Origin of the sequence: Paenibacillus sp. UASWS1643 (assembly GCF_008693195.1) — a bacterium.
In the GTDB taxonomy this organism is placed as follows: domain Bacteria; phylum Bacillota; class Bacilli; order Paenibacillales; family Paenibacillaceae; genus Paenibacillus; species Paenibacillus amylolyticus_B.
Genome location: NZ_VXKZ01000110.1, coordinates 125,513 through 145,116 on the forward strand (window position 1 = coordinate 125,513; position 19,604 = coordinate 145,116).

16 protein-coding genes are annotated in these 19,604 nt (G+C 48.2%); 9 read left to right on the forward strand and 7 right to left on the reverse strand.

What is annotated here, in order from left to right:
- Positions 1 to 52: 52 nt before the first annotated feature.
- On the reverse strand, positions 53 to 601 hold the full coding sequence (locus FE296_RS17545; RefSeq protein ID WP_124116580.1) for a GNAT family N-acetyltransferase: 549 nt from the start codon (positions 599 to 601) through the stop codon (positions 53 to 55).
- A 48-nt stretch (positions 602 to 649) separates the two neighbouring features.
- The gene (locus FE296_RS17550) at positions 650 to 907 is read right to left on the reverse strand and encodes a DUF2164 domain-containing protein (RefSeq protein ID WP_150365819.1); all 258 of its coding nucleotides are present in this window, start codon (positions 905 to 907) and stop codon (positions 650 to 652) included.
- Between the two features lie 193 nt (positions 908 to 1,100).
- Here FE296_RS17550 and FE296_RS17555 point away from each other — a divergent pair, with 193 nt between their 5' ends.
- Positions 1,101 to 2,834, forward strand: coding sequence for a glutamine--tRNA ligase/YqeY domain fusion protein (locus FE296_RS17555; protein ID WP_167483734.1), 1,734 nt, complete (start codon positions 1,101 to 1,103; stop codon positions 2,832 to 2,834).
- A 346-nt stretch (positions 2,835 to 3,180) separates the two neighbouring features.
- Here FE296_RS17555 and FE296_RS17560 read toward each other — a convergent pair whose 3' ends face one another.
- The gene (locus FE296_RS17560; protein WP_124116579.1) at positions 3,181 to 4,374 is read right to left on the reverse strand and encodes an MFS transporter; all 1,194 of its coding nucleotides are present in this window, start codon (positions 4,372 to 4,374) and stop codon (positions 3,181 to 3,183) included.
- Positions 4,375 to 4,536: 162 nt separating this feature from the next.
- Between FE296_RS17560 and mobA the strand changes: the two genes are divergently transcribed.
- A complete protein-coding gene (gene mobA / locus FE296_RS17565; RefSeq protein WP_190945317.1) occupies positions 4,537 to 5,166 on the forward strand; it encodes a molybdenum cofactor guanylyltransferase in 630 nt (209 codons plus the stop codon).
- On the opposite strand, the gene FE296_RS17570 is transcribed toward mobA, so the two are convergent.
- Positions 5,136 to 6,080: an AraC family transcriptional regulator gene (locus FE296_RS17570; protein ID WP_223868920.1), complete on the reverse strand. Its 945-nt coding sequence runs from the start codon at positions 6,078 to 6,080 to the stop codon at positions 5,136 to 5,138. The two genes, mobA and FE296_RS17570, sit on opposite strands and share 31 nt — an antisense overlap.
- Positions 6,081 to 6,355: 275 nt before the next feature.
- On the opposite strand from FE296_RS17570, the gene FE296_RS17575 reads away from it, so the two are divergent.
- From FE296_RS17575 to FE296_RS17600, 6 genes are all read left to right on the forward strand, one after another.
- Positions 6,356 to 8,359 (forward strand): beta-galactosidase, encoded by a 2,004-nt coding sequence (locus tag FE296_RS17575; RefSeq protein WP_150365821.1) that lies wholly within the window; start codon positions 6,356 to 6,358, stop codon positions 8,357 to 8,359.
- A 97-nt stretch (positions 8,360 to 8,456) separates the two neighbouring features.
- Positions 8,457 to 10,247: a sensor histidine kinase gene (locus FE296_RS17580; protein WP_150365822.1), complete on the forward strand. Its 1,791-nt coding sequence runs from the start codon at positions 8,457 to 8,459 to the stop codon at positions 10,245 to 10,247.
- Positions 10,244 to 11,353 carry a response regulator gene (locus FE296_RS17585; RefSeq protein ID WP_223868921.1) on the forward strand — a complete coding sequence of 370 codons (1,110 nt, stop codon included), beginning with the start codon at positions 10,244 to 10,246 and terminating at the stop codon, positions 11,351 to 11,353. Before FE296_RS17580 ends, FE296_RS17585 begins: the two co-directional genes overlap by 4 nt.
- Positions 11,354 to 11,500: 147 nt before the next feature.
- Positions 11,501 to 12,781: an ABC transporter substrate-binding protein gene (locus FE296_RS17590; RefSeq protein ID WP_124116574.1), complete on the forward strand. Its 1,281-nt coding sequence runs from the start codon at positions 11,501 to 11,503 to the stop codon at positions 12,779 to 12,781.
- Between the two features lie 187 nt (positions 12,782 to 12,968).
- On the forward strand, positions 12,969 to 13,853 hold the full coding sequence (locus tag FE296_RS17595) for a carbohydrate ABC transporter permease (RefSeq protein ID WP_124116573.1): 885 nt from the start codon (positions 12,969 to 12,971) through the stop codon (positions 13,851 to 13,853).
- Complete coding sequence (locus tag FE296_RS17600) at positions 13,850 to 14,677, forward strand: carbohydrate ABC transporter permease (RefSeq protein ID WP_150365823.1); 828 nt, start codon at positions 13,850 to 13,852, stop codon at positions 14,675 to 14,677. Before FE296_RS17595 ends, FE296_RS17600 begins: the two co-directional genes overlap by 4 nt.
- A 167-nt stretch (positions 14,678 to 14,844) precedes the next feature.
- Here the strand turns inward: FE296_RS17600 and FE296_RS17605 are convergent, their stop codons facing one another.
- Positions 14,845 to 16,338, reverse strand: coding sequence for an aminotransferase-like domain-containing protein (locus tag FE296_RS17605; RefSeq protein ID WP_150365824.1), 1,494 nt, complete (start codon positions 16,336 to 16,338; stop codon positions 14,845 to 14,847).
- Positions 16,339 to 16,661: 323 nt separating this feature from the next.
- Here FE296_RS17605 and FE296_RS17610 point away from each other — a divergent pair, with 323 nt between their 5' ends.
- Positions 16,662 to 17,270 (forward strand): LysE/ArgO family amino acid transporter, encoded by a 609-nt coding sequence (locus tag FE296_RS17610; RefSeq protein ID WP_150365825.1) that lies wholly within the window; start codon positions 16,662 to 16,664, stop codon positions 17,268 to 17,270.
- Positions 17,271 to 17,474: 204 nt separating this feature from the next.
- Here FE296_RS17610 and FE296_RS33950 read toward each other — a convergent pair whose 3' ends face one another.
- Together FE296_RS33950 and moaA are read right to left on the reverse strand one after the other, a co-directional pair.
- The gene (locus tag FE296_RS33950) at positions 17,475 to 18,311 is read right to left on the reverse strand and encodes a methyl-accepting chemotaxis protein (protein WP_124116569.1); all 837 of its coding nucleotides are present in this window, start codon (positions 18,309 to 18,311) and stop codon (positions 17,475 to 17,477) included.
- A 207-nt stretch (positions 18,312 to 18,518) separates the two neighbouring features.
- Positions 18,519 to 19,520 carry a GTP 3',8-cyclase MoaA gene (gene moaA / locus FE296_RS17620; protein WP_124116568.1) on the reverse strand — a complete coding sequence of 334 codons (1,002 nt, stop codon included), beginning with the start codon at positions 19,518 to 19,520 and terminating at the stop codon, positions 18,519 to 18,521.
- Positions 19,521 to 19,604: the final 84 nt, after the last annotated feature.

Below are 19,604 nucleotides of genomic sequence, written 5' to 3' on the forward strand. Positions count from 1 at the left end.
TGTTATTCCGATATGTTGGGAGAAAACACTCCCGATTCATTATGTAGGCGAATTAGCGCAAAAGTTCCCATTCATGCTGAAGCATGCCGTATACTGCATGATTCACGTAACCTTTAGGCAGCTTTTCTGCCTGACGAATGACACCTTCAAGAACAAATCCGAGTCTTTCAGGGATGGCGCGACTCCGTTTGTTGTTTGTTGCCGAGCGAATCTCGACGCGATTTAGATCCAGTGTGACTAGTGCATAATCAACCAGAACGCGACAAGCACTTGTCATCAAGCCCTGACCCTCAAAACCTTTGCCAAGCCAATATCCTATGCTTACCGAGCGGTTAGTCCAGTTAATTTCGTGGAATCCGATGACGCCTGCGAGATCGCCTTTTAACCACACGCCTGCGGTGAAGCCGCCATTTTCAGCACCTTGTTTCAATGCGTTAGTAATGAAGTTTGAGGTGTGTTCCACTTCTGTCACATGATCCACCCACGGCAACCAATGTCTCAGTTGATCCCGCGAGCGATCCGTCAGTTCAAACAGCGGTTTGGTATGTTCCATGGCCAGTGGCCGAAGTTCGGTATATTCATCCAATGAATAGGTAAACATGAATGCAACCTTCTTTCTTTGTATAGTATGGGTTTATTTTGTAGTGGATTAACGGGAAGTCTTGGGTAACTTTTGATCCAGTGCAAACAGGTCTTCTTCCATTGAGGCCATGCGTTGATTAACCGTTGTGCGCGCGTCACGGAGTGCCTGATTATATATGTAGGGAGCCAGCTGTGTCATGAACAGGTCGAGGACACCCCAAGCGGCCAGATCGCCGAGTTCTTCGCCACGTTCCTCTTCGAAATACGACTGAATGGTGCGAATGGCTTCATCCTGCTGTTCTTTGGTCAGTTTAAGCGAGTTCAATGGAATGGGAAACCCTCCCTTTAATTTGATTTTACTATCATGCTACATGATTCGAGCGAACCCGTCAAAATGGTTTTGGGCCTATTTATGCACGGCTGTACCTGACTTTGGTGCCTTCTTTATTGAACTCCTCCCCCGTTAAAGGTATATTTAAATGAAACGCGTTGCAATTACTGAAAGTTCCAATCAATTCATGAAAGGTTTGATACCTGTGGACAATCGTACAACCCCACCTAACTTTATCAAAAATATTATTACCGAAGATCTCCGGTCTGGGAAAGTCCAGGAAGTTATTACCCGTTTTCCTCCGGAACCGAACGGTTATCTGCATATCGGCCATGCCAAGGCGATCTGGATTAACTTTACGCTGGGCGGCGAATTTGGCGGCAAAACGAATCTGCGCTTTGATGACACGAATCCGGTCAAGGAAGATGTAGAGTACGTTCAATCCATTCAGGAAGACGTGAAATGGCTCGGATACGAGTGGAACGAGAAACGTTTTGCCTCGGATTATTTTGACGAGATGTACAACCGTGCGGTCTTGTTAATTAAAAAAGGTAAAGCTTACATCGACGACCAAAGCGCCGACGAAATCCGTGCAATGCGCGGAACGCTGACGGAGCCGGGTAAGAACAGCCCGTACCGTGATCGTTCGGTGGAAGAAAATCTCGACCTGTTCACACGTATGCGTGCAGGTGAATTCAAGAACGGAGAGAAAGTGCTGCGTGCCAAGATCGATATGTCTGCACCGAATATCAATCTGCGCGATCCGGTGATCTACCGGATTTCACATGCACACCATCATAACACGGGCGACAAATGGTGTATCTATCCGATGTACGCCTTTGCTCACCCGCTTGAAGATGCGATTGAAGGTGTAACGCATTCCCTCTGTTCCTTGGAGTTTGAGGATCAACGTCCATTCTACGATTGGGTTATTGCCGAGTGTGAGATGGAGAACAAACCGCATCAATATGAATTTGGTCGCCTGAATCTGTCGCAGATGGTAACAAGCAAGCGGAAGCTGAAACTGCTCGTAGATGAAGGACATGTGGATGGATGGGATGATCCACGTATGCCAACAATTTCGGGTCTGCGCCGCCGGGGTTATACACCGGAAGCTATTCGTGATTTTGTATATGAGACAGGCATTTCCAAAAACTATGGAGTTATCGACCTGCAAACGCTGGAGCATTTTGTCCGTGAAGACCTGAAACTGAAAGCTCCACGCACGATGGCTGTCCTGCACCCGCTCAAAGTGGTTATTACCAACTACCCTGAAGGGCAAGTGGAATGGCTTGAAGCAGAGAACAATGTGGAGAACCCAGAGATGGGTAATCGCCAAATTCCGTTCTCCCGTGAGATTTATATTGAACAAGACGATTTCATGGAGAATCCGCCAAACAAATATTTCCGTTTGTTCCCTGGCAACGAAGTTCGTCTGAAACATGCATACTTCATCAAATGTAACGATGTGATCAAAGATGCAGAAGGCAATGTAACCGAGATTCATTGTACCTATGATGTGGAGACAAAGAGCGGCAGTGGCTTCACAGGCCGTAAAGTTAAAGGCACCATCCACTGGGTAGAAGCGACTCAAGCGGTACCTGCTGAATTCCGTCTGTACGAGCCGTTGATCCTGGATGAAGCACCGGAAGCAGAGATCGAAGTGGCAGTAGCTGGAGCTGAAACTGAGGTTGTGGAAGAGCAACCGGAGAAAACGTTCCTGGATCAACTGAACCCGAACTCTCTTGAGATTGTCAATGGGTATGTGGAGCAAGAGATGAAGGAAGCGAACGCTCAGGATAAATTCCAATTCTTCCGTCACGGTTACTTCAGTGTAGATCCGAAACATTCCGAACCAGGACGTCCGGTATTTAACCGGGTCGTATCCCTGAAAAGCTCGTTCCAACTGCCGAAGGCGTAAGGTAAAGTCAAGGCGTAGGATCAATGCTACAAGTTAGAGATATAAGCCTAACTTGTAGACTTAAATTTATAAATGTAAAAGGCGTCTCCAGGGGTTGTTGCCCTGGAGACGCCTTTCTCTTTACTCCACCTATGCTTAATCTTTTGTTTGAATGTTTGAACCTTAATTTACACGATAACGGAGAGGACAGAAATAACCTGAAGAAGCGGAGCGTTAGCCTTTATCACCGGATTTTACCCTTTGAAAAGGGAATCAAAAAAATCCGGGGATAACAGCGATCGGAAGGGTATTCTGTCATCGTAGTGCTCTTGTGTAAATCGATCTCTCAACTCTTTCTAACAAAAGATTATCTGTCTTCATCCATATTACCCATCTCCGTCAATACAACCGGCTGATAGCCGTTACGTCGGTTCGACAACCACATGATGCTGAATCCAACAGCGCCAATGAGCGAGAAGAATACACCAATGCTATACATGATTTCCGCACCGAAGCTCTGGAACAACCAGCCACCGAACAGACCGGCAATCACGCCCGAGAGACCGCCCCAGGCCATCGTGTAGACCGCTTGACCGGAAGAACGATAAGGTCTCGGGATAAACAGCATAGTCAGTTGCGTACCCACATAGAAGTACCCACCAAACGTAATGGAGTGCATCAACTGAATGAATACAATCTCCAGCGGGTTGTTAGCCAGTGCCATGAGCTGCCAGCGAAGTGCAAACAGCACACTGATCAGAATGAGAGATGCCAGGAGCATGCTCATTTTGCGTTTGAGCAAGCGGTCGAGCAGCAGGAATACGCCGACTTCGAGAATGGATGAGGTGAAGATGGCCCAGCCAACCATTTGTTTGTCGCCACCCATTTCTACAATATATAGTGACATAAAAGTACTGTTCATCGCATTAGGCACTGATACGAGTACACCCAGGCCGATAAATGCCATAAAATACGGATTGAACATGACTTTGCCAAACCGCCGAAAAGTAACCACGGGTGTATCCGAAGCGATTGGTTGTCTGGGTAGAAATACGGATAATACAAAGGCTGTGGCAATCATGCATGCAAATATAATGGATACACTGCCGATGCCAAAACGGTCAATGAGCGGTCCGGCAGCGACAGCAGTCAGCGCCCAACCGAGTGAACCCCAGAGCCGGAATGACCCAAATTTTTGGTTTGTACCATCGATATATCCGAGAATCAGGCTATTGGTTTGAGCAAATAATGGACTTTGAAAAAAATAAAAGAAAATCATGGCTACATAGATCCATGTATAAGTGGGCGCATAGAACACACCCTGGGCGAGCACAAATGTGCCTCCCATCATAATCATCAGAATGATGCGAATGTTGCGAGATTTATCGCTCCAGAAACCCCAGAACGGGTTGGCAAACAAGGATACAAAGGGTCCAATCGCCATGAGACTACCAATCTCCAGTTTGGTCATACCAATCTCTTGCAGGTAAAGCTGCAGGAATCCGGCGAAGACCGAGATGGCTCCATATATGAAAAAGTTATATAGTTTCAGAGAAACCAATGAGGGATTGCCTCTTGAGGGTGCAGGTCTGTCCAATTAAGCCATTCCTTTCAAATGCATATTGTTCAATGTATCATTTGTTGAAAGGGGATTCAATGCATAGTGAACGTTTTGAAATTGATGCAGTCAAACACATATCGTGATCTGAAGGAGGATAACAACATGAACACGAGGGAATGGACAGGCATCATATTGGCAGGAGGTTTATCCAGCCGCATGGGGACCAACAAGGCCATGCTGGAACTAAATGGTTCCCTTGTACTGCAACATATCACGAAGGCCATGAGACCCGCCGTATCCCGTATCATCGTGGCTGCCGGACCCAATGTGACAACCTACGGTGCAATGGGCTTCTACTGCGTTCAGGATCACTATCCGGGGAAGGGGCCACTCGCCGGTCTTCACGTGGCGCTGGAAGCTTCCGATACAGACTGGAATCTGGTATGCGCCTGCGATATGCCGCTCCTGCAAACGTCTTTCTTTGATGGAATAAAAAAACTAGTCGAATCACATAACTCTTATGCTGCTATCGTTCCACGCGTGGATGGACATGTCCACCCTCTTGCAGGGGCTTATCACAAACGAGTGCTCCCTGACCTGGAGCAGCGTCTGAACCAAGATCATCTTCGAGTTATGGGATGGCTTGAAGAGATCGGTTGCCTCTATGTCGAAACGGAAGAGCTTGAGAGAGTGGGCGTTCATCAAGTAGCAATGCAAATGAGTAATATGAACACGCCGGAAGAGTACGAGCGTATCCGTAATCAAGATTCTGGACTCGATTCCGATCTGTAGGATACAGGATCACCTGATGCATCTGCATGATGATTGCGATATTGAAGCGGGCTTTGGCCTGTCCAACGTTTGAATTGTCTGCTGAAATGGGACAGATGGGTGTAGCCGAGCTTCCACGCAATTTCCCCGAGCGACAGCTCTGGCTGTTCAATCAGCACTTTGGCCTCCTGCAACTTCAAGCTGGACAGGTAAGCCCTGGGCGATCGCCCGTACACCTTGCGAAAGACCTGTAGACCATATCCCGGGCTGATGCCAAACGAGGATATAATCTGCTCTACTTTGACCGTGGATACACTGCTTTCCTTGGTTCGAAGCTGGGCATGGAATGCCTGCTTGATTGCCTCCGCTATAGCTCCCGCATAATGCATGGCTGTTGGAGCTGGTGCATGTGAAACAGCAACGGAAGTGGTGGCCTCCGGCTCATTGTCAGCGGCTTGGGACAACAGGGCGAACAGTTCAAACATGCGGGCCTGCATGATCATTTTATCAGTGGACGTATAGGCCTCAGATACGTTAATCATCCCCATCCAACTCTCCAGCACAACGCGCATCTTCTTATTATCAGCCGTACCTGCTGCGTAGATTTGGCTATGCTGTGACATCAGCTTCAGGGTGAAGACTGGATCATCCATATTAAAGTGAGCGCTAAAATAAGTCATGCCTTCTGTGGATACACATTGATTCGTATGTTTGAACCCGGGAGGAATGAGAAGAATGGAACCTTCCTCCACGGTATAGGTATAACCATGAATCACACTCTCCTGCGTACCTTCGATGATCAACATAATCTCAAAGCCCGGATGTGATTCCTCCGGCATCGCCCATCCATAGGGTACTTGTTGGCTGTGCGCACCATAGAATTTGATGTTACAGTCGATAATAGGCAGCCAGTGGGCCAGCGTATGGTGAGGCATTTCTCGGAGCTGTGATCGCATATCCATCATATTCACCTCGGAAAAGGGTAAAAACAACTTGCCTTATACAATCGGCACCCGTAGTATACTTCATTATAATCAGTTTAACGCAAGCATGGATAATCCAAGGAACGCATCAGCGTTTCAAGTGGTTGCTGAACAACCCAAGTTCTTCAACCGGTAATAATGTAAACGCTACCATTATGGATTGGAATATGTCAACTCTTGCACACGTCAAGATCATTATATTTTCCACCTAAAAAGGAGATTAAATCATGGAGAAATTATTATATGGCGTAGCTTACTATGATGAATATATGCCTTACGAAAGATTGGACAAGGACATTCAGATGATGAAGGATGCAGGGATCAACGTGGTCCGCATTGCAGAATCAACCTGGAGTACCCATGAACCGCAGAATGGCGTATTTGACTTCTCTTCCGTAGATCGTGTGCTGGATGCCATGCATGAGGCGGGGATTCAGGTTATCGTAGGAACACCAACGTATGCTGTTCCAACGTGGATGGTTAAGGAACATCCGGACGTGCTGGCTACCACCTCACAGGGACCTGGCAAATATGGTGCAAGACAGATTATGGACATTACCCATCCAACCTATCTATTCTATGCCGAGCGGATCATCCGCAAGCTGATCTCTCGGGTAAGCACACATCCGGCGGTCATCGGTTATCAGACAGATAACGAGACGAAGCATTACAATACGGCAGGAGATAACGTACAACTGCAATTCGTCAAATATATGCGGAACAAGTTCAGCTCCCTGGATGAGCTTAATAAGGAATTTGGCCTCGACTACTGGAGCAATCGGATCAATAGCTGGGAGGACTTCCCGTCTGTGGTAGGAACGATTAACGGCAGTCTTGGTGCTGAATTTGCCAAGTTCCAGCGGCAGCTGGTAACCAACTTTTTGGCTTGGCAAGTGGGGATCGTGAATGAATACAAACAGGAAGGACAGTTTGTTACCCAGAATTTTGACTTTGACTGGCGTGGGTATTCGTACGGTATTCAAGGGGATGTGGACCATTTTGCCGCATCGAAACCTTTTGACATCACCAGTGTGGACATCTACCATCCTTCCCAGGATGATCTGACCGGCATTGAAATTTCATTCGGCGGGGATGTGGCGCGTTCCACCAAACAATCGAACTATCTGGTGCTGGAGACCGAAGCGCAGGCGTTCTGGCATTGGGTTCCCTATCCAGGACAGCTGCGTTTGCAGGCATTCAGTCATCTGGCATCAGGGGCGAACATGGTCGCTTACTGGCACTGGCATTCGTTGCACAATTCGTTTGAGACGTATTGGAAAGGATTGCTCAGTCATGATTTCGAACCGAATCCGGTGTACAACGAAGCGAAAAGCATCGGCAGGGATTTTGCAAGACTGAGTCCTAAACTCGTTAATCTGAAGAAAAAAAATCGGGTGGCGGTGCTGTTCAGCAATGAGGCCCTGACATCAATCAAGTGGTTTGGTTTTAACTTCACCAGCGACAAGAACTACAATGACGTGGTGCGCTGGATGTACGATGAATTGTATAAAATGAACGTTGGCTGTGACCTCATCAACCCATCGGTTGAGAGTTATGCGGAGTATGACGTGCTCGTTGTACCTGCTCTGTATGCTGCTTCGGATGCATTGCTGGAAAAATTAAATCAATTCGTACAGGATGGCGGACATATCGTCTACTCGTTCAAAAGCGGATTTGCAAATGAGCATATCAAGGTACGCTCTACCCGCCAGCCCGGCCTGATCAGTGAGGCATGCGGGATCAGCTATAACCTTTTTGTAGAGCCAAAACATGTTTCGCTGCGGGATGATCCATATGGAGTTGGTGAGGAGCAAAACCAGGTTCACACCTGGATGGAACTAATTACACCAACAACGGCTGAAGTACTCGCTTGGTATGATCATCCACATTGGGGTGAATATGCGGCAATTACCCAGAATGCCTATGGAAAAGGCAAAGCAACCTATGTCGGATGTTATACCAGTTCTGCGGTGATCCGTAAGGTGTTGGAGCGTGTTATGAAAGAAGCAGGAGTTTGGGGAGCGGATCAGGAACTGGCTTTTCCTATCATTGTGAAGACAGGTGTGAACGATCAGGGGAACACGATTCGCTACTATTTGAATTATGCGGATGAGGCAGCATCCTTCGTGAATGCTTATGGAGAAGGGACTGAACTTCTGGCAGGAACCCCGATTGCTGCGGGAGAGAAGATCGAACTGGAGCCATGGGGCGTACGGATTATCGAACAATAATAGGAAATAATAATTACCAAAACGAATATAAAGACCAAAGCGCCCTCGGCTTCCATGCTGGGGCGTTTGTCTATTTTAGCTCAGGAGTGGATGCGCTGTGTTTACCGAATGTTATCGGAAGCTGATAGATCCTTTCAAACGCAGCATTCGCAATAAATTGATTCTTACCATGACGCTGCTGGCTGTTCTGCCCGTCATTGCCATGACCGCTATGGCTGCCGAGAATACCCGCTCTTCCATGGAAGAGGAGATTATGGAGACCAACCGCGCCAATATGAACTGGGCCTCCATCTATCTGGGTGAACAGTTCGCTCGCATGAACAATATTATCTATTCGATTCAGATCAGTGACGAATTGCATCAGTATCTGGCGTTAAACCAGGAAGCGCCGGCAGCCAGCCGATTTGACGAACAGAAGGCCATGTTCAATATGCTGAACAGTGTATATTATTCCGCTGGCAATTATGTATTTGGCGTTGAACTGTATCTGAAGGAACTGGACACCCTGTTCACCTTCAACTCCATGGATTCCCGCATCAAAGCGGTATCGGAAATACCGGAAGGATATCATGAGCTTTTTGCACAACATAAAGATTTTACAATTATCAATGATCCGGACGATCCGCAAAAGTTTCACATGACCCGCAGCATGAATCGCTTCGAGGATCAGGCACAGATCGGCGCCATCAGTCTGGAGGTCAAGTGGGCTGAGTTCAATCAGACCTTGGAGCTGTTGGATAGCAGGGGGGATTATGCAGTATACATCGCCGACAGTGCGGGCAGCCCGGTCTATCAGCCGAATCAAGACATCCAGCCGTCCGCTGAAGCATTGGAGAGATTGGCAGGCACCAAAGAAAGTTCCGGTTTCATCCGTACAGCCAAGGAATACGTATTCTATCATTCCATCGAACCGTCAGGACTGCGTGTGATCAAGATTGTACCTGCCCATGTGATTAACGAGAGTGCCTTGGAAACGATGAAATACGGACTGGTTGTAGGTGGCCTGGCAACCGTCATTTCTGTGGGAATAGCTGCGCTCGTGGCCTGGCGCACATCAAAGCCCATCGTCCGACTGGCCAATTCCATGAAGGGTATTCAGTTGATTAAGGACAGAGAAGTGGTACGAAGCGGCCGTGTAGATGAAATTGGTCTGTTGGAGAAAAATCTGCATGGCATGTCAAACCGTATCCGTGAACACATTCGGGACAACTACCTGATGAATCTGGAGAAACAGACGGCGGAGCTCAAAGCACTGCAATCCCAGATCCATCCGCATTTCCTGCAAAATACGTTGCAGATGATTGGCGGTATGGTCTATTCGCAAAAACCTGCTGACAGTTACAAGGTCATTCGAGCCTTGAGTGAGATGTTTCGTTATATTGTGCGAGCGCCGGATGGACTTGTCCCTTTACAGTCTGAACTCGATCAGTTGGAACATTATATGCTCATTCAGAAGCAGCGTTTTGGCGGCAAGCTTGAATATACACTGGAGATTACCGGAGAACTTCGGGAGTGTTATATTCCCAAGTTGTCTTTGCAACCCATTGTGGAGAATGCATTTTTGCATGGTCTGGAGAAGAAACCGGGTGAGTGGAAGCTGGGCATTGAAGTCGTCTGTGAACCTAAAGAGGTAACGATTCGAATTCGTGATAACGGTGTGGGTATGGATGCTGAGAAACTAGCGGAGATGCAGTCCAGGCTGGAGCGACTTACCTGGGAGGCTGATCGGGTATGGAGTTCAGGAACGAGTATTGGACTGGTTAATGCAGCCTCACGAATGGTAATGCATTTTGGACCTGAATACGGGATGAGCATGGAAAGTGAATACGGACAGGGGACGAGTGTTACAGTACGAATTCCCTGCAATACAGGAGGCGAAGCCTTGTGAACAAGGAACTGTACAGAGTACTGCTGGTGGATGATGAACCGTGGAACCGGGATATTTTGCGCAACCTGGGGAATTGGAGTGAACTCGGAATGACGGTTGCAGGTGAAGCAGAGGATGGTGAACAGGCCATACAACTGGTCAAGCAGCATCAGCCTCACATTATCATTACGGACATGCGCATGCCCGGCACAGACGGTGTGGAGCTGCTACAGACGCTAAGCGGGCAATACCCACAGATCAAGGTGATCGTGGTGAGCGGGTATGATGACTTCAATTATGCCAAACATGCGATCCGCCATCGTGCTGCGGATTATCTGCTCAAACCGGTGAATCCGGATGAACTGAATGGTGTACTAGCCAAATGTGCCAAAGAATTGGAAAAGGTTCAATCTGCGCCGGAATCATGGGAAGCGTATCCGCCTTCCTTTGCTGGTGATTTTTCTTTGTTTCAACAGCAGGCTCGTTTGCGGTTTAACGACCTGAACATTCAAAGTCTGCGGGAATGGTTCCAGCAACTGCAGCAGAAGCTGGAACGCAGCGAGATTAACAGACCCCGGCAGCTTGGACGAGTGGCCTATGAACTACAGGCTTTGCTGGATGAACTCTGTGTCTCCAATGGATTGTACGAGCGGGGCGAAGCAACGGTGTTACCCCCTTCAACAGCGCTGGCTTCCATAGAATCCACAATTGCCTGGATATCCGCCCCATACTACCAGGCTCTGGAGCAACTCATTGCGCAGCGCAAATTCAAGAACAAGCTGAACCTAGAGGAAGTGAAGCAATACATGGAGCAGCACTGTATGGAGATGATTACGCTGGAGCAGCTCGCCCAGATCTTTTTTGTCAGCAAGGAATATCTCAGCAAAGTCTTCAAGAAAGAGTATGAGGTGAATGTGACCGATTATGTCGTCCAGTTACGCATGACACGAGCGAAGGAATGGGTGATGGATGATCAGATTCCGTTCAAACATGTTGCCGAGATGGCGGGGTATGAGGATGTGTCCTACTTCTATCGGGTATTCAAGAAACATTTCGGAGTTTCACCGGGGGAGATGCGGAAGGGACAAACTCGTACATCAGGCAATTCAGGCAGTAGCACGGAATGAGCTGTTCGAGAGAGCATTTGCGGCAGGATTAAGGTTTAAAATAATCCAATACACAAGTCTAATTTTGTCCAATGAAGCGCTTTCATTTTCTGATATATAATGAGCCTATGAAAGACAAACCAGTCACACACCGGGAGGTCATAAGAGATGAAAGTATGGAAAAGCGTAGCAAGTGCGGTACTGGTCAGTGTTCTGCTCGCAGGTTGCGGTTCCAATGCAGGAACGGACAATGGGCAGGAAGAATCGGCATCAGGCAGCACGGTGTCCCTCAAAGTATTCGTTGCACAACCTCGGCTGAAAGAACACTACGATAAATATATAGAACAGTTCAAAGCCAAGGAGAAAGCAGAGAAAAACATTGAGGTGAACGTGCAACTGGAGATGCCGCCAGCGGACAATGCACCTCAGATTCTGAAGACAAGACTCGCCTCCAATGATGCACCGGATGTGTTCGCTCTGCATGCAGTCAATGAGATTCCACCGTTTAGCAAAGCTGGTTATCTGGAGGATCTGTCGGATCAACCTTTTGTCGATAAATTACTGGATTCGGTGAAACCTTCCGTAACGAATGCGGAGGGCAAAGTCGTAGCTGTTCCATTGGAAACGTTATCATGGGGCTATCTGTACAATAAAGATATATTCAAAGAGCAAGGGCTGGAAGTACCAACGACGTTAACGGAAATGAAGGCAGTCGTGGAGAAACTGAAAGCAGCCAACATCACACCGTTTGAACTGTCCTACAAAGAATCCTGGATTCCGCAATTATTCCTGCCACTCACCGTGGGAGCTTTGACCCAATCGGAACACAAAGACTTCTTGGATAAGATGAATCAGGATCAAGGCTCCTTCTCGGATATGAAAGCCTTGTTCGATATCTTCGATCTGGTCAATGCGAATGGTACAGATAAAGCGCTGGAAGTCGGCGGAGATGATGGTTCAGCTGCCTTTGCTTCAGGAAGCGCAGCGATGTGGATTCAGGGGCCATGGTTTGCCGAGACGATTCTGAAATCGAATCCGGACTTGAATTTCGGTGTGGCACCGATGCCGATCAATGATAATCCGGATGATACCAAAATCAATCTGAGCACATCCACTTCGCTGGCGGTATCGTCATCCAGCAAGAACAAGGAGGTTGCACTCGACTTCGTGAACTACATTCTCGATGACAAGGATTCAAGTGCATTCTATGAAGCACTCAAATTCAATCCGGTTGCCAAGATCCATGACTTCAAGAGCTTTCCTTGGGTAGACGATGCCCTTAAATATGTGAACGAAGGTAAAGCCTATCAGGACCCTTCCATCCCTCAAGCAGTTAAAGATGAATCAGGCAAAGCGTTACAAGGCTACTACTCCGGGCAATTAAATCAACAGCAGGTTATCGATGCGCTCGACAAAGCGTGGAAATCCTACAACAAAGTCAACAAGTAAGGAGCTGCGAGGCATGTAGTACCCGCTTTTGTTGGCAAATCTCCACGGTTTTGGGAGGGGGTTTGCCAACAAATTAGTGGTACTTTATTTCGTCGCAATCTCCAAGCAGATGAAACGGCTGGCAGAACGTTCTTCGTTCCCCCGTTTACAATCGATTATCCGCTTCGAGTGAAAAGGGGGAGAACCTATGGCTACGAATGTGTTCAAGAAGTATCTGTCACTGCTCGCGTTCACTGCGCCTGCCTTTGTCATCTATGCGATTTTCCTGCTGTATCCCACGTTTAGTGGCATGTTCTATAGTCTGACGGATTGGAACGGGCTTAACCGGGATTACAGCTTTATCGGTCTGGGCAACTTTGTGGAATTGTTCAAAGAAGATCCCGACTTCCTGAACTCCCTGTGGTTCACGATGAAATATGTAATATTTATGCTGATTCTGCAAAATGGAATTGCCTTGCTGCTCGCCGTGTTGATTGAATCACGGACGCGCAGCAAAGGGCTATTCCGGACCCTGTTCTTCATGCCTAACATGATCAGTACGATCATTAGTGCCTTCATGTGGACCTTCATCTTCTCTCAGGTGCTGCCACAGCTCGCACAGAAACTGGCCATTTCGTTCCTGGACCAGCAATGGCTGGGAGATCCGAAGTTTTCATTTTACTCCATTCTGATCGTATCGCTCTGGAACGGTGTGGGGTATATGATGATCATCTATTTGGCCGCTCTCCAGGGTGTGCCGAAAAGTCTCAAGGAAGCGGCTGTTATTGATGGGGCCAACGCATTCCAGGTGCTGCGCAATGTGGTGTTGCCGATGATTACTCATGCCGTGACCATCTGTTTCTTCCTGACGCTGAACGGAGCATTTAAAGTGTTTGAAGTGGTGTATGGACTGACTGGTGGTGGACCGGGCCGGGCCACGCAGGTTATCACGATGAACATCTATGAAGAAGCGTTCTCCAATAACTTCAGATACGGCTATGCAAGTGCCAAATCGGTTGTGCTGTTCATCATCGTACTCATCTTTACACTCATCCAGATCACCGTCATGAAGAAGAAAGAGGTGGAAGCATGAGGATGCAACGACTGAACAGTTATCTGATTCGACTGCTGCTGATTCTGGGCTCTCTCGTCGCCATGCTGCCGATCTACATGGCGGTGGTGAACTCTTTCAAAACGCAAGGTGAGATGTTCCAATCTTTTATCGCGCTGCCGACAACGCTTCACTGGGAGAATTATACGGACGCGTTTAACAAAATCAATCTGTTGGGCAGTTCGATGAACTCGGCCATTGTATCCTTTCTGGGAATCGGGGGAATTGTCTTCTGTGCCTCACTTGCGGGATACAAGCTGTCACGTACCTCAGGCCGTTTGAGCAACCTGATCTTCTTCCTGTTTGTTGCTTCCATGCTGGTACCGTTCCACTCGATCATGATTCCGCTGACACGGGTAGCCAAAGGCATGGGTGTACAGGGAAGCACGTACGGATTGGCCCTGATCTATATCGGGCTTGGTGTGAACATGGCAATCTTCCTCTATCACGGGTTTGTGAAGTCCATTCCGCGTGAATTGGAGGAATCGGCTCAGATTGACGGATGTAATGAGTTCCAGACTTTTTTCCAGATTATCTTTCCGCTCTTGCTTCCGATCACAGTCACCATCGCGATTCTGGACTTCCTGTGGATCTGGAATGACTTCTTGTTGCCGCTGCTCATGCTGACCGATGTGAATCGGTATACACTGATTCTGTCCACAAACATGTTGTTTGGTGAATATAACAAGGAATGGCCGTTGATTCTGTCCTCCCTGGTACTGACTGCGATCCCGGTTATCCTGATCTATGCGTTCTTCCAGAAGTTCATCATGGAGGGCATTGCGGAGGGTGCTGTCAAAGGGTAGCGAATAGCAGGATGATACGATGAAATCCCGAAGCGCTGCTGGTATCGATCTGCTTTGGGTATTCGACCAGACTTACAAAAACTAACGTAAAAAGCCTTGATCTGAAGGACATCGTCCTTTTCGGTCAAGGCTTTTTTTGGTTGTGAATCAGGAACCAGCATTTGAAGTCAGGAGCCAGAGTCTATAAGTCTGTGGACGGCCTTTGCGAGGCATTTTAACCCATGTTCCATCTCATCGGGGGAAGCATAAGCGTAAGACAGCCGAATGTGACTCGCGTCCAGTCGGTCATACAGATAGCCCGGGTGGATAAGCACATCCTGTTCCAGACAGGTATGGAACAATTGGCGGATAGAGAGAGGGGATACAGTGAATTGCAGCCAGATGTAAAAGCCGCCAGCGGGTATTTTCCATTTCGCCATGCCGTGAAAGTGACGTTGCAACAGATTCAGCATGAAGTCTCTGCGTCTGCGTAGCTCAGGGCGAAGGCACTCCATATGTTCTGCATGATGCCCTTCGGCGAACCACAGGGCAGCGGCTTCTTGGGCAAGCGAACTGGTACCATAATCAGTCTGCATCTTGATATCTGCGAGCCGGCGTATGACCGGCTCTGGCCCGACTAGCCATCCGAGGCGCAAGCCGGGACTGACTGCCTTCGACAAGGTGCCCATATGCAGCACCCGTCCTTCCTGGTCACGCGCCTTCAGCGATGGCGGAGGAGGAGTTTCCAGCCAAAGATCACTATAGGCGGCATCCTCCAGTATGGAGATGCCTAGTGTTCGAGCGGTGGTCATCAGTTCTTCCCGGCGGTGATCACTCATCACAGAGCCAGTGGGATTGTGAAAGCTCGGGATCGTATAGAGAAGCGAGATGTGGTCATGATCTTTGACATGCTGCGCCGCGTCCTCCAGACGTGCAATATGCAATCCTTCGTCATCCATTGGGATACCACTCATTTTCAACCCTGCCGATTGAAAGGCGTGAATGGAATACAGGTACGATGGTTTTTCCAGCAGAACTGCTGAGCCGCGAGGGAGCAGTCCGACCGAAATCAAGTGTAGCGCCTGAAGTGAGCCGGATACGATCAGTATGGAATCTGGAGAGGCCTGAATGCCAGTCGTCTGCAAATGGGCGGATAAAGCCACACGAAGCTCCAGGCTTCCCTGAGGTTCCAGGTAGTTGAGTGTACGAGAACGCTGGGACAGGGAGTACAGAATGTCGTTAAAAGCATCCTGAGGCATCAGTTCCGGGGCAAGCTCCCCTGTACCAAGACGTATGATGCTAGGCCAGAATTCAGCCTGATTAATCTGTTGGATCTCGGGCAGGTTGGGATAATACCAACCCTCCTCGATGGCTTCGTTCCAGTTGGGCATGGTTCCATGAGCCATACCATGCCAACCGGAGCCGGAAATATAGGTTCCTCCGCCATGTCTGCCCTCAATCAGACCAGCGGCGCCCAGATTATCAAGGGCAGTGACCAATGTACTGCGGTTCACCCCCATGGACTCAGCCCATATTCGCTGTGAGGGGAGACGGTAGCCTGCTGACCATTCGCCCGTTGTGATTTTCTGCCGGACATAGGCTTCAATCTGGCGATACAAGGGCAAGTCGAGAGAAGGGTTCGGCTTCCACCCCATGCTTAGCCGAGAATCAGAACGTTCCATAACTGGCAGAATCACCTCTGTTTAAATTTACACTTGGTACTTCGATGGCAGAACGACCTTCCGATCGCTGTTATCCCCAGATTTTAAAATTGCTCTTATAAAGGTGAAAATCTGGGGATAAAGGCGAGGCGTATGCTTCCGATGCAGCTTTCTTTCAGAAAGCTTTTAGCTTCGCTTCTTCAGGTTATTTCTGCCCTCTCCGTTAACGTGTAAATTTTTATTTTTAACTATAACATTTGGTTGGGTTTGATGCCATCCAAGTGGTTGGTTACGTCAGTTATCATCTGCCCTAATATGGAGGACAGAGATAAGGGGGAAGAACGATGGAGGTTTTTATTCATGCGGTGATTCTGGCATTTGGGCTGATTTTGCCACTGGGTGTGCAGAATGTATTTATTTTCAACCAAGGCATGAGCCAGAGGCGTTATGTACATGCCCTGCCTGCTGTAATAACGGCAGGGGTCAGTGATACGTTGTTGATCGGGGCAGCTGTTGGAGGGGTGTCGCTCATTTTGCTGCAATGGCCAGTACTGGCGAATGTGTTGTATGGCGCAGGAAGTTTGTTTTTGCTGTATATGGCTTGGAGTATCTGGAGGTCGTCCGAATCTGCGGAAGGTTCGCAGACGGTATTGTCAGCAGGGCGACAGATTGCGTTCGCCGCATCAGTATCTTTACTCAATCCCCATGCTTTGCTGGACACGGTTGCCGTGATTGGCACCAGTTCACTTCAGTATGAAGGGGTGGAGCGCATGTATTTTGCCCTGACAGCCGCGGCAGTATCTTGGGTATGGTTCTTGGGACTTGCAGGCGCAGGCAGGGTGATTGGCAGAACGGATCGAACTGGACGCATCAGTCTGGTGTTTAATCGGTTGTCCGCTGTAGTCATGGTTGGGCTGGCGGTTATGATGCTGTGGAAGCTCATCTATGCATAGATGGACCGTGATGTGGCTCATCTTAAAATAAAGAAACTCCCCGTGATGTTAATCGCACGGGGAGTTCAATGTGGATGCTGAATTTGTTGATCAGCATAGCCTGGTGATCTAGTTATTGAGATGAAACTGTAGTGCTCGATACCGCTTCGGTGTAGCGTCTTTTATACATGGTTAATCATTTGAGTGAAGGTCATCGTATCGAATTTATTCTGCCTTCAGCAGCATGGATTCAATAAACACTTTCAGATCACGGCTTACGCTGTTCAACTGATCAATGACCTCGCTGAACTCGGTTACCATCACAGCCTGTTGACTGCTAGACTGCGAGATGGATGTGATCTCCTGCTCCATCTGCTGAATGGAATGCTGAACATCCTTCAAGGAACGTTCGATATTCACCGTAGCTTCTTTGGTACCTGTAGAAAGTTTACGCACTTCAGATGCAACAACGCTGAATCCGGCACCTGCTTCGCCTGCTCGGGCGGCTTCGATAGCCGCATTCAGGCCCAGCAGATTAGTCTGTTCTGAGATTTCGCGGATGAATGCAGCGACCTTGTTAACTTCGCCTGAATTCTGCACAGCCATGCGGGTATTATCCAAAATCTGCGTGGAAGAGGCCGTTAATTGCTCGGATTGAGCAGCTACCGTCTGCACCATATCTGTTAATTTTCCGCTGATACCGCCGATCAATTCAGTGAAGTACTCCAGTTTTTCCTCATTCTGAAGAGAGAAACCAATGGCAAGTGTGCCTACGATATTTCCTTGTTCATCCCGAAGTGGGGTGGCCGCCGAGTTGATTGATGTACCATAGAATTTTGCATCAATACGGTTCGCTGAAGTTTCCCCATGTATAAGTGCCCGGCGGAGTGTAGGGTCATCGAGGGAAACGGGGTCTCCTGCCTTGATGCCCAGATCGAGTTCATTGCTAGGAACATAATACCAGAACTTCTCCGTGTCGGTTACTGCAATCATGATATCGTGTTCTTTCAGCATAATTTTAAAATATGGACTTGCCGCAACGAGTGCTTCAACGATGTTCAATAAGGTTCAGCTCCTATAATGTATGTGTATCATCTAGATGTATTGTATACATCGTCAGAATGAGGTTAATCTTGAAGGCCTGATAAGGGCAATAAGATATATTAATTAAATTTTTAACAAATGAAACAGGGGGATTGATTTTTTTCAGAAATTTATGAAAACATGACAAAAAAGCAGGCGAGAACAATCAAGTTCTCGTCTGCTTTGTTATCCGCCAATCTGGGACATGCGGCGTACCGTCGGTGTATGAGATTGCATTTTTTGTTCCAAAGCCAGAGCCATCTCATGATTCTTCGGTTTCGTACCCAGCGCTTTAAGGAAAAGCGCCGCCATGGCATTCGGATCATCCACGAAGCGGCGAACATTATACTCATCTGACCAGTAGAGGCAGGCTTTGATATGTCCGTCAGCGGTCAACCGAAGTCGGTTGCAATTGTCACAGAAATGATCGCTCACGGGATGAATCAATCCGAATGTGCCTTCGGAGCCCACAATTTTCATATTGCGTGATGGGCCATTACCCGCAGGGCCTGTTGTATTTTCTACCGTCCAGCCTGCTTCAGCGCATACATCTGTCACGGCTTCCAGCGGCAAATAAGATTTGCGCCATGAATCTGAAGCCTGTCCAATCGGCATATATTCAATGAAACGCACATGAAGAGGTTGATCAATCGTCATTGCAATAAAATCTTTGATCTCATCATCGTTGATACCCTTCATCAGCACAACATTCAGCTTGATCGGAGCAAGGCCAGCGGCTGTTGCAGCTTCAATGCCTTTCAGTACCTTGTTCACATCTCCGCCGCGGGTAATCATGGAGAAGCGATCAGCGCGCAGTGAATCCAGACTGATGTTAATCCGGTTCAACCCAGCATCTTTCAACGCCTGAGCTTGTTTGTCCAGCAGAAGAGCGTTGGTAGTCAGGGCAATATCGTCAATCCCGTCAATTGCCGAGATCATGCTGACGAGCTTGTGCAGATCCTTGCGTACCAACGGTTCGCCCCCGGTTAGGCGGACTTTGCGCATGCCCATCGGCGCAAGTACCTTCAGCACCTGTGCTATTTCTTCGTAGCTCATAATCTCATCATGTGGAGCAAACTCCATACCCTCTGCGGGCATGCAGTACACACAGCGTAAATTACAGCGGTCCGTAACAGAAATACGGATGTAGTCATGTATCCGGCCAAATGAATCCTGAAGCAGTTCCATGCAGACCACCCTTTCATCGGTTCAGATTGGAAATCTTCTATTAAAAATGATACGACAATTTCAAAAGGAACAGTTGCATCAAAT

Excerpts from the sequence above, each read along its gene's own strand:
- FE296_RS17545 (WP_124116580.1), bottom strand. The coding sequence starts at position 601 with ATGTTTACCTATTCATTGGATGAATATACCGAACTTCGGCCACTGGCC.
- FE296_RS17555 (WP_167483734.1), top strand. The coding sequence starts at position 1,101 with ATGAAAGGTTTGATACCTGTGGACAATCGTACAACCCCACCTAACTTT.
- mobA (WP_190945317.1), top strand. The coding sequence starts at position 4,537 with ATGAACACGAGGGAATGGACAGGCATCATATTGGCAGGAGGTTTATCC.
- FE296_RS17570 (WP_223868920.1), bottom strand. The coding sequence starts at position 6,080 with ATGCCTCACCATACGCTGGCCCACTGGCTGCCTATTATCGACTGTAAC.
- FE296_RS17575 (WP_150365821.1), top strand. The coding sequence starts at position 6,356 with ATGGAGAAATTATTATATGGCGTAGCTTACTATGATGAATATATGCCT.
- FE296_RS17590 (WP_124116574.1), top strand. The coding sequence starts at position 11,501 with ATGAAAGTATGGAAAAGCGTAGCAAGTGCGGTACTGGTCAGTGTTCTG.
- FE296_RS17595 (WP_124116573.1), top strand. The coding sequence starts at position 12,969 with ATGGCTACGAATGTGTTCAAGAAGTATCTGTCACTGCTCGCGTTCACT.
- FE296_RS17600 (WP_150365823.1), top strand. The coding sequence starts at position 13,850 with ATGAGGATGCAACGACTGAACAGTTATCTGATTCGACTGCTGCTGATT.
- FE296_RS17605 (WP_150365824.1), bottom strand. The coding sequence starts at position 16,338 with ATGGAACGTTCTGATTCTCGGCTAAGCATGGGGTGGAAGCCGAACCCT.
- FE296_RS17610 (WP_150365825.1), top strand. The coding sequence starts at position 16,662 with ATGGAGGTTTTTATTCATGCGGTGATTCTGGCATTTGGGCTGATTTTG.
- moaA (WP_124116568.1), bottom strand. The coding sequence starts at position 19,520 with ATGGAACTGCTTCAGGATTCATTTGGCCGGATACATGACTACATCCGT.